This is a genomic window from Klebsiella sp. BDA134-6, from assembly GCF_015601345.1.
GTDB lineage: Bacteria > Pseudomonadota > Gammaproteobacteria > Enterobacterales > Enterobacteriaceae > Klebsiella > Klebsiella grimontii.
Window position 1 is genome coordinate 1,486,966 of record NZ_CP064784.1, and the last position, 13,739, is coordinate 1,500,704.

Annotated in this window: 10 protein-coding genes; 8 read left to right on the forward strand and 2 right to left on the reverse strand. The window is 56.6% G+C overall.

Going from position 1 to position 13,739, the window contains the following annotated elements:
* Nucleotides 1–297: 297 nt before the first annotated feature.
* The 5 genes from cadB (at nucleotide 298) to IYV58_RS06855 (ending at nucleotide 7,851) form a co-directional block, all read left to right on the forward strand.
* Nucleotides 298–1,635 (forward strand): cadaverine/lysine antiporter, encoded by a 1,338-nt coding sequence (cadB, locus tag IYV58_RS06835; RefSeq protein WP_004130108.1) that lies wholly within the window; start codon nucleotides 298–300, stop codon nucleotides 1,633–1,635.
* A gap of 81 nt (nucleotides 1,636–1,716) precedes the next feature.
* On the forward strand, nucleotides 1,717–3,864 hold the full coding sequence (gene cadA, locus IYV58_RS06840; protein WP_004130111.1) for a lysine decarboxylase CadA: 2,148 nt from the start codon (nucleotides 1,717–1,719) through the stop codon (nucleotides 3,862–3,864).
* A 59-nt stretch (nucleotides 3,865–3,923) separates the two neighbouring features.
* Entirely contained in the window at nucleotides 3,924–5,399 is a 1,476-nt protein-coding gene (dtpD, locus tag IYV58_RS06845) for a dipeptide permease DtpD (protein ID WP_004130114.1), read from the forward strand.
* Between the two features lie 371 nt (nucleotides 5,400–5,770).
* A complete protein-coding gene (lysS, locus tag IYV58_RS06850; RefSeq protein ID WP_154902288.1) occupies nucleotides 5,771–7,288 on the forward strand; it encodes a lysine--tRNA ligase in 1,518 nt (505 codons plus the stop codon).
* A 149-nt stretch (nucleotides 7,289–7,437) separates the two neighbouring features.
* On the forward strand, nucleotides 7,438–7,851 hold the full coding sequence (locus tag IYV58_RS06855; protein ID WP_004130120.1) for a hypothetical protein: 414 nt from the start codon (nucleotides 7,438–7,440) through the stop codon (nucleotides 7,849–7,851).
* 275 nt (nucleotides 7,852–8,126) lie between these two features.
* On the opposite strand, the gene IYV58_RS06860 is transcribed toward IYV58_RS06855, so the two are convergent.
* Nucleotides 8,127–8,999, reverse strand: a complete 873-nt coding sequence (locus IYV58_RS06860) for an extended-spectrum class A beta-lactamase OXY-4-1 (protein WP_004130122.1) — start codon at nucleotides 8,997–8,999, stop codon at nucleotides 8,127–8,129.
* Between the two features lie 162 nt (nucleotides 9,000–9,161).
* Here IYV58_RS06860 and IYV58_RS06865 point away from each other — a divergent pair, with 162 nt between their 5' ends.
* The gene (locus IYV58_RS06865) at nucleotides 9,162–10,193 is read left to right on the forward strand and encodes a Gfo/Idh/MocA family protein (RefSeq protein ID WP_004130124.1); all 1,032 of its coding nucleotides are present in this window, start codon (nucleotides 9,162–9,164) and stop codon (nucleotides 10,191–10,193) included.
* 39 nt (nucleotides 10,194–10,232) lie between these two features.
* Here the strand turns inward: IYV58_RS06865 and IYV58_RS06870 are convergent, their stop codons facing one another.
* Nucleotides 10,233–11,240 carry a Gfo/Idh/MocA family oxidoreductase gene (locus IYV58_RS06870; RefSeq protein ID WP_004130126.1) on the reverse strand — a complete coding sequence of 336 codons (1,008 nt, stop codon included), beginning with the start codon at nucleotides 11,238–11,240 and terminating at the stop codon, nucleotides 10,233–10,235.
* 99 nt (nucleotides 11,241–11,339) lie between these two features.
* Here IYV58_RS06870 and IYV58_RS06875 point away from each other — a divergent pair, with 99 nt between their 5' ends.
* Together IYV58_RS06875 and IYV58_RS06880 are read left to right on the forward strand one after the other, a co-directional pair.
* Complete coding sequence (locus tag IYV58_RS06875; RefSeq protein ID WP_195729497.1) at nucleotides 11,340–12,359, forward strand: LacI family DNA-binding transcriptional regulator; 1,020 nt, start codon at nucleotides 11,340–11,342, stop codon at nucleotides 12,357–12,359.
* 449 nt (nucleotides 12,360–12,808) lie between these two features.
* On the forward strand, nucleotides 12,809–13,732 hold the full coding sequence (locus tag IYV58_RS06880; RefSeq protein ID WP_004130128.1) for a sugar ABC transporter substrate-binding protein: 924 nt from the start codon (nucleotides 12,809–12,811) through the stop codon (nucleotides 13,730–13,732).
* Nucleotides 13,733–13,739: the final 7 nt, after the last annotated feature.

The following is a 13,739-nucleotide window of genomic DNA, read 5'->3' on the forward strand; positions in this document are numbered from 1 at the left end:
CTGTTGTTATATTTTATATCCTTTCCCTGCCTGTTTGTAACACATTTTCAACACAAAGATGTGTTTATAAGTTAATGTAATTTATTAATATTTATCTTTTCCTGATCTCAACATGTCATCCTGATATGTTGCGCAAAAAAGGTCAAAATATCATTTGTCTGATGTTTGCAGTTATTTCACTTTATCTTTAGGACTTATCTCGTACTAATCCGTAATCTAATTGGCAGTTGGTCGGGTCAATAAAAGGTTCATCATCATGATCTGTACCTCCCAAATAAACTTAGGAGAAAAGCAAACATGAGTTCTGCCAAGAAGATCGGGCTATTTGCCTGTACCGGCGTGGTAGCCGGTAATATGATGGGGAGCGGTATTGCATTATTACCTGCGAACCTGGCGAGTATCGGTTCTATCGCCATTTGGGGTTGGGTGATATCTATTATTGGCGCGATGTCTCTGGCTTATGTATATGCCCGTCTGGCGACCAAAAACCCGCAGCAGGGTGGCCCTATTGCCTACGCCGGCGAAATATCCCCGGCGTTCGGTTTTCAGACCGGTGTGCTTTATTATCACGCTAACTGGATCGGTAATTTGGCAATCGGCATTACCGCCGTCTCTTATTTATCAACATTCTTCCCTATTTTAAATAACCCGGTACCGGCAGGTATTGCCTGTATTGCCATCGTGTGGATATTCACCTTCGTGAATATGCTCGGCGGCACCTGGGTAAGCCGCCTGACGACTATTGGTCTGGTGCTGGTGCTTATTCCGGTCGTAATGACCGCAGTGGTCGGCTGGCACTGGTTTGACGTTGCCACCTATCAGGCAAACTGGAACACCTCAGCCACGACGGATAGCCATGCGGTGGTGAAAAGTATCCTTCTCTGCCTGTGGGCCTTTGTCGGGGTAGAATCTGCCGCCGTCAGTACCGGGATGGTGAAAAACCCGAAACGTACCGTACCGCTGGCCACCATGCTGGGGACCGCGCTGGCAGGTATCGTGTATATCGCCGCGACCCAGGTCATCGCCGGTATGTACCCTGCGTCTGAGATGGCCGCGTCCGGCGCGCCGTTTGCTATCAGCGCATCGACTATCCTTGGCGGCTGGGCTGCGCCGATGGTTTCCGCCTTCACCGCCTTTGCCTGCCTGACTTCTCTCGGTTCGTGGATGATGCTGGTCGGCCAGGCCGGCGTGCGCGCCGCTAACGACGGCAACTTCCCGAAAATCTACGGTGAACTGGATAAAAACGGCAACCCGAAAAAAGGCCTGCTGCTGGCCGCGGTGAAAATGACCGTCCTGATGGTGCTGATCACCCTGATGAACTCCACCGGCGGGAAAGCCTCCGACCTGTTCGGCGAGCTGACCGGTATCGCGGTTCTGCTGACCATGCTGCCTTACTTCTACTCCTGCGTTGACCTGATTCGCTTCGAAGGCATTAACGTGCGCAACTTCGTCAGCCTGATTTGCTCCATCCTCGGCTGCGGGTTCTGCTTTATCGCCCTGATGGGGGCAAGCTCCTTCGAACTGGCCGGCACCTTTATCGTCAGCCTGATCATCCTGATGTTCTACGGCCGCAAAATGCACCAGCGTCAGAGTAACGACGGCTCCGCTGATAGCAGCACCGCCAGCGCGCATTAATCCGTAACCCTATTCCTGAGGCTCCTTCCATCACCTGTCACGACGTGGCGGGAGGGGCTTTCTTTATCTGGAGATTTGACTATGAACGTTATCGCAATCATGAATCACATGGGTGTTTACTTCAAAGAAGAGCCCATCCGTGAGCTGCATCGCGCCCTCGAACGCCTGGACTTCCGTATTGTCTACCCGAACGACCGTGACGACTTATTAAAACTGATCGAAAACAATGCGCGTCTGTGCGGTGTGATCTTCGACTGGGATAAATACAATCTCGAACTGTGCGAAGACATCAGCAAAATGAACGAATATATGCCGCTGTACGCCTTTGCGAATACTTACTCAACCCTGGATGTGAGCCTCAACGATCTGCGCATGCAGGTTCGCTTCTTCGAATATGCGCTGGGTGCGGCGGAAGATATTGCTAACAAAATCAAACAGAATACCGATGAGTATATCGACACCATTCTGCCGCCGCTGACCAAAGCGCTGTTTAAATACGTGCGTGAAGGCAAATATACCTTCTGTACCCCAGGCCATATGGGCGGTACCGCGTTCCAGAAAAGCCCGGTCGGCAGCATCTTCTACGATTTCTTTGGTTCCAATACCATGAAATCCGATATCTCGATTTCGGTTTCTGAACTCGGTTCCCTGCTAGATCACAGCGGCCCGCACAAAGAAGCGGAAGAGTACATCGCCCGCGTCTTCAACGCGGAACGCAGCTATATGGTGACCAACGGCACCTCCACCGCCAACAAAATCGTCGGCATGTATTCCGCCCCGGCCGGTAGCACCGTGCTGATTGACCGTAACTGCCATAAATCGCTGACCCATCTGATGATGATGAGCGACATTACGCCAATCTACTTCCGTCCGACCCGTAATGCCTACGGCATCCTCGGCGGTATCCCGCAGAGCGAATTCCAGCACGCGACGATCGCCAAACGCGTAAAAGAGACGCCGAACGCGACCTGGCCGGTGCACGCGGTGATCACCAACTCCACCTATGATGGTCTGCTGTACAACACGGACTACATCAAGAAAACCCTGGATGTGAAATCCATCCACTTTGACTCCGCGTGGGTGCCTTACACCAACTTCTCGCCGATTTATGAAGGCAAATGCGGGATGAGCGGCGGCCGCGTCGAAGGGAAAGTGATTTACGAAACGCAGTCCACGCACAAACTGCTGGCGGCGTTTTCTCAGGCATCGATGATTCATGTGAAAGGCGACGTAAACGAAGAAACCTTTAACGAAGCCTACATGATGCACACCACCACTTCTCCGCACTACGGCGTAGTAGCCTCGACGGAAACCGCGGCGGCGATGATGAAAGGCAACGCCGGTAAGCGCCTGATTGACGGCTCTATCGAACGTTCAATTAAGTTCCGTAAAGAGATTAAACGCCTGAAAGGCGAATCCGACGGCTGGTTCTTCGACGTCTGGCAGCCGGAACATATCGATGGCGCGGAATGCTGGCCGCTGCGCTCCGACAGCGCGTGGCACGGCTTCAAAAACATCGATAACGAACACATGTATCTCGACCCGATTAAAGTCACGCTGCTGACCCCGGGGATGAAGAAAGACGGCACCATGGATGATTTCGGTATTCCGGCAAGCATCGTGGCGAAATATCTCGATGAGCACGGCATCGTGGTCGAAAAAACCGGTCCGTACAACCTGCTGTTCTTGTTCAGCATCGGTATCGACAAAACCAAAGCGCTGAGCCTGCTGCGCGCGCTGACCGATTTCAAACGCGCGTTCGACCTGAACCTGCGGGTGAAAAACATGCTGCCGTCGCTGTACCGTGAAGATCCTGAATTCTACGAAAACATGCGCGTTCAGGAACTGGCGCAGAATATTCACAAACTGATTGAGCACCACAACCTGCCGGACCTGATGTTCCGCGCGTTTGAAGTGCTGCCAACCATGATGATCACGCCGTACGCCGCGTTCCAGAAAGAGCTGCACGGTCAGACCGAAGAGGTGTATCTCGAAGAGATGGTGGGCCGCGTCAACGCCAACATGATCCTGCCGTATCCTCCGGGAGTGCCGCTGGTGATGCCGGGTGAAATGATCACCGAAGAGAGCCGTCCGGTGCTGGAATTCCTGCAGATGTTGTGCGAAATCGGCGCCCACTATCCGGGCTTCGAAACCGATATCCACGGCGCCTATCGTCAGGCGGATGGTCGTTACACCGTTAAAGTGCTGAGAGAAGAAAACAACAAATAATCGATGCACAACAGGGAAGTGGCTTGCCACTTCCCTTTTTCACGCTGCAAGGAGAACACATGAAAACACCCTCACAGCCGCGCGCGATTTATTACATCGTTGCGATCCAAATCTGGGAATATTTCAGCTTTTACGGCATGCGTGCCTTACTCATCCTCTATCTCACCCATCAACTCGGCTTTGATGACAGCCACGCCATCAGCCTGTTCAGCGCCTACGCCTCCCTGGTGTACGTCACTCCTATTCTCGGCGGCTGGCTTGCCGACCGCCTCCTCGGCAACCGCACGGCGGTGATTGCCGGCGCGCTATTAATGACGCTTGGCCACGTAGTGCTGGGCGTCGAATCCGATTCCACCTGGAGCCTGTACCTCGCGCTGGCGATCATTATCTGCGGCTACGGCCTGTTCAAATCTAACATCAGCTGCCTGCTGGGCGAACTCTACGCCGTTGACGACCCTCGCCGCGACGGCGGTTTTTCGCTGCTGTACGCCGCCGGGAACGTCGGCTCCATCGCCGCGCCTATCGCCTGCGGGCTGGCGGCGCAGTGGTACGGCTGGCATATCGGCTTTGCGCTGGCGGGAATCGGTATGTTTGTCGGCCTGATGATTTTCCTCAGCGGCAGTCGCTACTTCCGCCACGCGCGCGGCGTCGATAAACAGGCGCTGCAGGCGGTGAAATTTGTGCTGCCGACCTGGGGCTGGCTGGTGGTGATGCTCTGCGTTGCGCCGGTGTTTTTCACGCTGCTGCTGGAGAATAACTGGTCCGGCTACCTGCTGGCGATCGTCTGCGTTTTCGCTGCCCAGATGGTGGCGCGCATTATGGTCAAATCGCCGGAGCATCGCCGCGCGCTGTGGCAAATCGTTCTGCTGATGCTGACCGGGACTCTGTTCTGGGTTCTGGCGCAGCAGGGCGGGAGTTCAATCAGTCTGTTCATTGACCACTTTGTTAATCGTCGCCTGGTGAATATTGAGGTGCCGACTGCGCTGTTCCAGTCGGTTAACGCCGTGGCGGTGATGGCGGCGGGCGTCGTGCTGGCGTGGCTGATGCGGCCGGAAGGCGCGACCCGCTCGGCGCTGCGCGTGTGGCTGAAGTTCGCCTTTGGCCTGGTGCTGATGGGCTGCGGCTTTATGCTGCTGGCGCTTAACGCGCGCCATGGCGCGGCACAGGGGCAGGCATCGATGGGCATGATGGTGGCTGGCCTGGCGCTAATGGGTTTCGCCGAGCTGTTTATCGACCCGGTGGCGATGGCACAGATTACCCGCCTCAATATGCCCGGCGTCACCGGGGTACTGACCGGGATTTATATGCTGGCCACCGGTGCGGTAGCCAACTGGCTGGCGGGCGTGGTGGCGCAGCAGACCACCGAGTCGCAAATCAGCGATACGGCGATTGCCGCGTATCAGCACTTCTTTGCCCAGATGGGCGAATGGACGCTGGGCTGCGTGGCGGTGATTGTCGTCGTCGCCTTTGCCGCCGCGTTCAGCGTCGGTAGGCGTCGCGCTGCCGCCGGTGAGCTTCCCGGCGGCGGCGTCTAGCCCCGTCTGGCGACAGGTGCGGGTTACCGGGATATCTCCCCGGTCGCGCTGCGCTTACCGGGGCGACAAAATCGTGCTGCCTGGTAGCCCGGCTAAGGCGTTTACGCCGCGAGCCGGGGATCGGCAGCCCAACAGCGGAGCGACAAGCCGCTCCTTGCACCCTTTACGGAACAGGAGGAGGATATTTTGGCGGGCGCGGAAGCCGAAGACAAAAAATCGTTAGTGAAACGATGGTTGAGTGAATTCAGCCGGAAGTGAAACCAGGTTCGTTAAGATTGTTCTTTGGCGTCGACGCCGGAACAGGCCGCGCTAGAGAGTGACCTGGTTCAATTATCGAAGCAAGTTTGCAAGCAGGGTTATGAGGAACCAACATGTCTGAACAACAAGCACAAGGTGCCGATGAGGCAATTGACCTTAATAATGAATTGAAAACCCGTCGTGAAAAACTGGCCGCGCTGCGCGAGCAGGGCGTGGCGTTCCCGAACGACTTTCGCCGTGACCATACTTCCGACCAGCTCCATGCGGAATTTGATGGTAAGGGAAACGACGAGCTCATCTCTCTGAACGTCGAGGTCTCGGTCGCGGGCCGTATGATGACCCGCCGGATTATGGGCAAAGCCTCCTTTGTCACCTTACAGGACGTCGGCGGCCGCATTCAGCTGTACGTCGCGCGCGACGATCTGGCGGAAGGCGTCTACAACGAACAGTTTAAGAAATGGGATCTCGGCGACATCATCGCCGCCCGCGGTAAGCTGTTCAAAACCCAGACCGGCGAACTCTCCATTCACTGCACCGAGCTGCGTCTGTTGACCAAAGCGTTGCGCCCGCTGCCGGACAAGTTTCACGGCCTGCAGGATCAGGAAGCGCGCTATCGTCAGCGCTATCTGGATCTGATCTCCAACGAAGAGTCGCGCCACACCTTCAAGGTGCGTTCGCAGATCCTGGCGACCATGCGTCAGTTCATGGTCGCGCGCGGCTTTATGGAAGTCGAAACGCCAATGATGCAGGTGATCCCCGGCGGCGCCTCCGCGCGTCCGTTTATCACCCATCACAACGCGCTCGATCTGGATATGTATCTGCGCATCGCGCCGGAGTTGTACCTGAAACGGCTGGTGGTCGGCGGCTTCGAACGGGTGTTCGAAATCAACCGCAACTTCCGTAACGAAGGTATCTCCGTGCGCCATAACCCAGAGTTCACCATGATGGAACTCTATATGGCGTATGCGGATTACAAAGATCTGATCGAACTGACCGAATCTCTGTTCCGCACGCTGGCGCAGAACGTACTGGGTAAAACCGAAGTGCCGTACGGCGATCAGGTGTTCGATTTCGGTAAGCCGTTTGAAAAACTGACCATGCGCGAAGCGATCAAGAAATACCGTCCGGAAACCGAGATGGCGGATCTGGATAACTTCGATGCGGCAAAAGCGCTGGCGGAATCCATCGGCATTCACGTTGAGAAGAGCTGGGGCCTGGGGCGTATCGTCACCGAAATATTCGACGAAGTGGCGGAAGCGCATCTGATCCAGCCGACTTTTATCACCGAGTATCCGGCGGAAGTTTCGCCGCTGGCGCGCCGTAACGACGTGAACCCGGAAATTACCGACCGCTTCGAATTCTTCATCGGCGGACGGGAAATCGGTAACGGTTTTAGCGAGCTGAACGACGCGGAAGACCAGGCCCAGCGTTTTCAGGATCAGGTCAACGCCAAAGCGGCGGGGGATGATGAAGCGATGTTCTACGACGAAGACTACGTCACCGCGCTCGAGTACGGCCTGCCGCCGACTGCCGGCCTGGGTATCGGTATCGACCGTATGGTGATGCTGTTTACTAACAGCCACACCATCCGCGATGTGATCCTGTTCCCGGCAATGCGTCCGCAGAAATAAATCATGCAGAAACCAGGCCCCCTTATTTATTTAAGCCGGGGGCCTTAATTTCGACCCGTTTATCCCGGCGAGCGATATGGCGAATAAGCTTACTCCGGGCACCTTATGTGCTATAACAGCGCGCATAAAAAACATAAGGTGTTAATTAAATGAAAAAAATAAAATTAATTGTTGGCGGCGTGATCTGTGCAAGTTACTTATTAACGTCAGTATTATCAATGGCAAGTGATAATATAAACAGCAATACCATTCATTTTGATAAAGGCAGCAACGGCACGATAATAAAAAGCACCGTGACCGGCGACGATGTTAATGACTATACGCTGGAGGCGAAAGCCGGCCAGATGATGCATATCGGTATGAACAGCCAGTGGCCGCATCCCTTTTTTAATGTGATTACCCCGGATAATCACGCGATTTTTAACGGTTCGATGAGCGGCGATATTTTTGAGCAGCGTCTGGGTGTCAGCGGGAAATATACGGTGCGGGTATATCAGATGGGCGGCGCGCGTGATGAAGGGAAAACCAGCGCCTATGCGCTGACGTTTAAAATTACCGACTAATATTTGGCGGCTGTCTATTCAGGCTGTCCCGGAGGCGATGCTGCGCATCTGTCCGGGCTACCGGATCGCAGACGGTGGTGAACCCGTAGCCCGGGCAAGGCGCGTTGAGCGCCGCCCCCGGGAGCAGAGCGCAGAGTGGCTGAATGTTCCGGAGGCGATGCTGCGCATCTGTCCGGGCTACCGGTCCGCAGATGGCGATGAACCCGTAGCCCGAACAGCGCAGCGCTACCGGGAAAACAAAGCGCAGAGTGTTGCAGCACGAACCTGTTCCCGGGCTACAGCCCTTCGGTCACGATTTTCGCCGCCGCGGCTAGCACCTCTTTGCGGCTTTTCGCATCCTGCTGCGGTTGGGTAAAATAGGTCACTAGCACCAGCGGAGCATGATTTTCCGGCCAGATCACCGCGATATCGTTGGTGGTGCCGTAATCTCCGCCGCCGGTTTTATCCCCGACCGCCCAGCTTGCGGGCAGGCCTGCACGAATGCTTTGCCCGCCGGTGGTATTGCCTTTCAGCCATGTCACTAACTGGGCGCGCTGCTGTTCGCCCAGCGCATTGCCCAGCGTCAGCTTACGCAGACTTTCGGCCATCGCCAATGGGGTGGTGGTATCGCGCTTATCACCGGGAATCGCGCTGTTCAGCGCCGGCTCCATCCGATCGAGACGAAAAGTAACGTCACCGATGCTCTGGGCGAATGCGGTGACTTTTTCCGGCCCGCCAAGGTAACCGATAATCTTATTCATCGCGGTATTGTCGCTATACTGCAGCGCCGCAGCGCTGAGTTCCGCCAGGGTCATTCCGCTTTGCAGATGTTTTTCGGTAATCGGGCTCCAGACCACTAAATCCGATTTTTTAATCTCCAGCCTTTTATTCACCACATCGGGATGGCTTTCGCTCTGTTTTAACACCGCGGCGGCGGCCATCACTTTACCGGTGCTGCACATGGCAAAACGTTCGTCGCCGCGATAGAGGGTCTGCGAATCATCTGCCGTGTTAATCAGCGCCACGCCCAGCCGACCGCCGGAACGTTTTTCTAAATCAGCCAGCTTCTGCTGGAGAGTATCGGCACTGGCCCATAATGAACCGCTCGCCAGCAGTAGCGGAACGGCGGCGGCCATCAGGGCGCTTTTACGCCACGAACTTTTCAACATCTCTGACTCCTTGATAGTGATGAACTGCCCGGACTATCCGCGACTCCCGCGCGTTTGACAAGCACTATGTCGATGATGGAATTCCATCATAAATTCGTTATTCGTCCTCCTCTGCGCCTGCTTATAGTGTCTCTCCCCGGCAAAATAAAATCAGGAGCCGCTATGTTCCCGTCACAGTTACCAAAACCGCGCCATCCCGCCGCCTCGGCGATCCCCTCGCTGCGTTGGGCCATTATTGGCCCCGGCTGGATTGCCGAGCGCTTTGTGAAATCGTTAAAAGAGCTCAGCCACCAGCGGGTGGTTGCCGTCTCCTCGCGCACGCAGCAAAAGGCCGACAGCTTTGCCGCCCGCTGGGGGATCCCGCAGGCTTACGCTCAGGTGGATGAGATGCTGGCGCGCCCGGATATTGACGCGGTATACATTGCCACCCCGCATAACCACCACTTTCCCGACGGGTTGCGGGCGCTGCGGGCGGGCAAACATGTGCTGATTGAAAAGCCGTTTGCGCTGAACCGGCGGGAAGGCGCGGCGCTGAAAGCGGAGGCCATGAAGCAGGGGACGCTGGCGATGGAGGCGATGTGGTGCGACTACGCGCCGAAGTATGACGTGATTCGCCAGCTGCTGGAGGACGGCGTACTGGGCGATCTGCACACGCTGCTCGCCGATCACGGCGAGTTCTTTACTCCGGATCATCGCATTTTTAATGCCGATCTCGCCGGCGGGCCGATGATGGATCTCGGCAGCTATCTGACCTCATTCTGCGTGATGGTTGGCGGCGTGCCGCAGGACATTATCGCCCGCGGGCGTCCCGCCCAAAGAGGCGTCAACGGGCAGATTTCGATGCTGTTTAACTGGGAAAAGGGCCTCCAGGGATTATTGAACACCACCCTGTTCAGCAACACGCCGGGCGGCGCGGTGGTGGCCGGGCGCGATGCGACCCTTACCCTCGACGGGCAGTTCTACGCGCCGGGGAATTTTACTCTCGCCGCCAGTCAGGGCGGGCAGGTGCTGCGCTGGGAGGAGCCGCGCAACCGCTACGACCAGCTGTTTTATCAGGCCGAGCATTTTGCCTGGTGCGTCGGTCAGGGGCTGACGGACTCGCCGATCCGCCCGCTGGCCAGGGTACTGGAAAACCTGAGCGTGATGGATGAAGTGCGGCGGCAGATTGGCGTGGTATTTAACGAAGAGCGCTAAGTGAAGCGGCCCCGTATGCCGACCGCATACGGGGCTTTTTTACGCCAGTGGTTCAACGCTGACAAATTGTCCCTGCTGCAGCGAGAGCACAGCGGCTTCGGCGATGGCCTGCGCCCGCAGGCCGTCCAGCAGCCCCGGCAGGTCCGCCACCTCTTCTCCGCCTAGCGAGCGGACAAAAGCATCCAGATGCGCGTAGTACGACCCCTCGACGCGGCTGAACCAGTCCGGGTAGAGGCCGGGCTGAATGCGGCGCTCTCCCTGCCACAGCGTGACGCCGCGCGTTGTCTGACTGCCGGACTCCAGCACGCCATCCGGGCCAAGCAGGCTAATGCGCTCATCGTAGCCGTGGCCGGTGCGCCGGGTGTTGTCCAGCTGCGCCAGCGCGCCGCCGCGCATCCGCAGCATCAGAATGGAAGTATCGACATCGTCGAATTCAGCAATTTCCGCCAGCGCCAGCGCATCTCCCATGGCGGCGACGGTTGTCACTTCATCGCCGGTAAGAAAGCGCAGCAGGTCAAAGAAGTGAATCGCCTGGTCGCGCATCTGGCCGCCGGAGCTGCGCAGATATTCCAGCGGCGGCATAACCGATGCCCGACACACCATCTGCACCAGTTCAATTTTGCCAATCACCCCGGCCTCGATCTCCCGGCGCAGCTGCTGGTGGCTGGCGTCGAAGCGGCGGTTAAAGCCAACGGTCACCGGTACCCCGAGCGGCAGCACTTTCTCGACGACCTCGCGGGCGCGGGCCAGCGAAAGATCGATAGGCTTTTCGCAGTAGATCGCTTTCCCGGCGCGGGCGGCGGCCTCCAGCAGCGCCGCGTGTGAAGGCGTCGAGCTGGCGATCAGTACCGCGTCAATGGCGTCACTACTGATGGCCTCGGCGACGGTTACCGCCCGCGCGCCGTAGCGGGAAGCCAGCGCTTTCGCCCGCTCGGGGTCGGCGTCAGCCACCATGGACAGAACGGTTCGCTCATGGCGAGCGAGGCTGGCGGCGTGAACCTGGCCGATAAAACCGCTGCCCAACAAGGCAAAACGAATGCAGGTCATTTTTTTCTCCAGAAAGAGGGATTCAGCGTTGCCAAAGTAATCCGTTTGCTACACTGACCGACACAGGCGTTTTGATGGATTTCCATCATGGGGAAAACGATGAAAAGCATGTCGCTGGAGGCGCTGGCTAAACGGATTGGCGTGGGGGTAGCAACCGTTGACCGGGTGCTTAACGAACGCGGCGGCGTGTCGCCGGAAACCACGCGCAGGGTGCTACAGGCCGCTCGGGAAGCCGGGCTGAAGCGCATTCTGCCGGAAGAGCGTCGTCTACCGTGGCAAATAGAAGTGTTTCTCAGCGGTAACGATTCGCGCTTTTTCACCCGCCTGACGCAGGATTTCGCCGACGTGGCGGATAGTCTTGGCTATCGCCGACTGACGCTGCACCGTACGCTGGTGGCGGAGTCCGCGCCGGAAAAGCTGGCGAAAAGCATTATCCGCAGCAGCAAAAAACGCCATGCGCTGATTGTCTTTGGCAACGAACATCCGCTGGTCTACGAGGCTTTGCGCCAGTGCCGCGAGGCGAACGTGCCGGTGATTACGCTGGTTACCGATCTGCCCGGGGCGCAGAGGCTCTGCCACGTCGGCATCGATCAGCAGCAGGCTGGCCGCACCGCGGGCAGGATGATGGGATTAATGGCGCATCGGCCTGGAGAAGTGCTGATGCTCAGCGGACGCCAGGACTTCAGCGCCCATCGTTTGCGTATTCAGGGATTCCGCGAGGTGATAACCCAGCGCTTTCCGCATCTGCAGCTCGGCGATGTGCTGGCGGGGGAGGACAACCGGCAGCGGATCGACCGCCTGCTGGAAGAGGCCCTGCGCCGCAACCGCGACGTGGTGGGCATCTACAATACCGGTCTGGGCAACACGCAGGTGGCGCAGGCGCTGTCTCGCCACCGCCGCTACGGCGAGTGCTGTTGGATCACCCATGAACGTTACCGCACCACCCGTGAACAGCTGGCGCAGGGCGGAATGGCGTTGACGATCGATCAACACGTCCATCAGCATGCCCGCCTGGCGGTGGAGCTGGCCCTGCGTCACCTGGAAACCGGCTACCAGCCGCATCTCTTTAGCGACGGCAAGGTCGAATTTATCCTTTACAGCGCTGAAAACGTCGACTGAACGTTCGCGGTCCGCGTAACAATATCTCCTTTTACACCGTATCTGATACCCCGTTTCAAACCGCTATCGCTATCGCCGCGCCGCGTGGCAAACCGTCGCCTGCCTCTCATTTTTTGCGCGTTTATGCGTCAATGTTAGATGTGTGTCAAAGTTCTGTTAACACGTGGTTTTAAAATTTTCATTTCAGTTATTTACTTATAAAAGTTTCATATGAGTTTTTAATGAAATAAATGGTCTGGAATTTTTCTTACGCGGCAAATGGACTGATGTTTCAAAAAACCATTTTAAAACAACTGAATTTTGTGATTTCGATCACCCCTGAAAAATGCGCCAGCGCGTGGGTCGTTTTTTCGAAAAGCTGAAAAAGCAGGCGCTTAGCGCACGATTAATGAAACTATTTTTTCATTTTACCTTACCTAACCGATGCACCTGAAAATAAAGGATCAACTATGAACATCAAGAAAACGGTTGTTGCCTCTTTGATAGCCTGCATGCTGCCAGCGGTCGTGATGGCGAAAGATATTTCGGTCGGTGTTTCGATGGCGCTATTCGATGACAACTTCCTGACGATTCTGCGCACCGCAATGCAAAAAGAGATGCAAAAAGACGGCGTTAAGGCGCAGGTGGAAGATGCCAAAGGCGACGTCTCCCAGCAGCTACAGCAGGTACAGAACTTTATTGGTCAGGGCGTCGACGCGATTATCGTCAACCCGGTGGATACCAACGCGGTCAAACCGATTATGGACCAGGCGACCAAAGCGGGCATTCCGCTGATCTTTGTTAACCGCCGCCCGCAGGCGCAGCTGACCGACAAAATGGCCTACGTCGGCTCCGACTCGGTGCTGGCGGGGCGCTTACAGATGGAAGCGTTAGCCAAAGCGATGAACGGCAAAGGTAACGTCGCCATTCTGCTCGGCGACCTGGCGAATGAATCGACCCGTGACCGCACCAAAGGCGTCGAAGAGGTGGTGGCGAAGTACCCGGATATCAAAATCGTGCAGAAGCAGACCGCTAAATTTACCCGTAACGACGCCGTTGACGTGGTCAGCAACTGGATGACCAGCGGCGAAGATATTCAGGCCATCGCCTCCAACAACGATGAAATGGCGATCGGCGCGCTGCAGGCGCTGGGTAAAAACCCGAACCATATCCTGATTGCCGGCGTGGACGGGACGCCCGATGCCCTGCAAATGCTCAAAAACGGCAAAATGATCGCCACGATTTTCCAGGATGCCAAAGGGCAGGGCGAAGGCGCGGTGGATGCCGCCATTAAGCTGGCCAACGGCGAGAAAGTGGAAAAGGTCATCGACGTCCCTTACCAGCTGATCACCAAAGACAACATGGCTGAGTTCGTCAATCGCAACCAGAAATAGTCGCTCA

Excerpts from the sequence above, each read along its gene's own strand:
- IYV58_RS06855 (WP_004130120.1), top strand. The coding sequence starts at position 7,438 with ATGAAAAAAATAAAATTAATTGTTGGCGGCGTGATCTGTGCAAGTTAC.
- lysS (WP_154902288.1), top strand. The coding sequence starts at position 5,771 with ATGTCTGAACAACAAGCACAAGGTGCCGATGAGGCAATTGACCTTAAT.
- IYV58_RS06870 (WP_004130126.1), bottom strand. The coding sequence starts at position 11,240 with ATGACCTGCATTCGTTTTGCCTTGTTGGGCAGCGGTTTTATCGGCCAG.
- IYV58_RS06880 (WP_004130128.1), top strand. The coding sequence starts at position 12,809 with ATGAACATCAAGAAAACGGTTGTTGCCTCTTTGATAGCCTGCATGCTG.
- dtpD (WP_004130114.1), top strand. The coding sequence starts at position 3,924 with ATGAAAACACCCTCACAGCCGCGCGCGATTTATTACATCGTTGCGATC.
- IYV58_RS06865 (WP_004130124.1), top strand. The coding sequence starts at position 9,162 with ATGTTCCCGTCACAGTTACCAAAACCGCGCCATCCCGCCGCCTCGGCG.
- IYV58_RS06860 (WP_004130122.1), bottom strand. The coding sequence starts at position 8,999 with ATGTTGAAAAGTTCGTGGCGTAAAAGCGCCCTGATGGCCGCCGCCGTT.
- cadA (WP_004130111.1), top strand. The coding sequence starts at position 1,717 with ATGAACGTTATCGCAATCATGAATCACATGGGTGTTTACTTCAAAGAA.
- cadB (WP_004130108.1), top strand. The coding sequence starts at position 298 with ATGAGTTCTGCCAAGAAGATCGGGCTATTTGCCTGTACCGGCGTGGTA.
- IYV58_RS06875 (WP_195729497.1), top strand. The coding sequence starts at position 11,340 with ATGAAAAGCATGTCGCTGGAGGCGCTGGCTAAACGGATTGGCGTGGGG.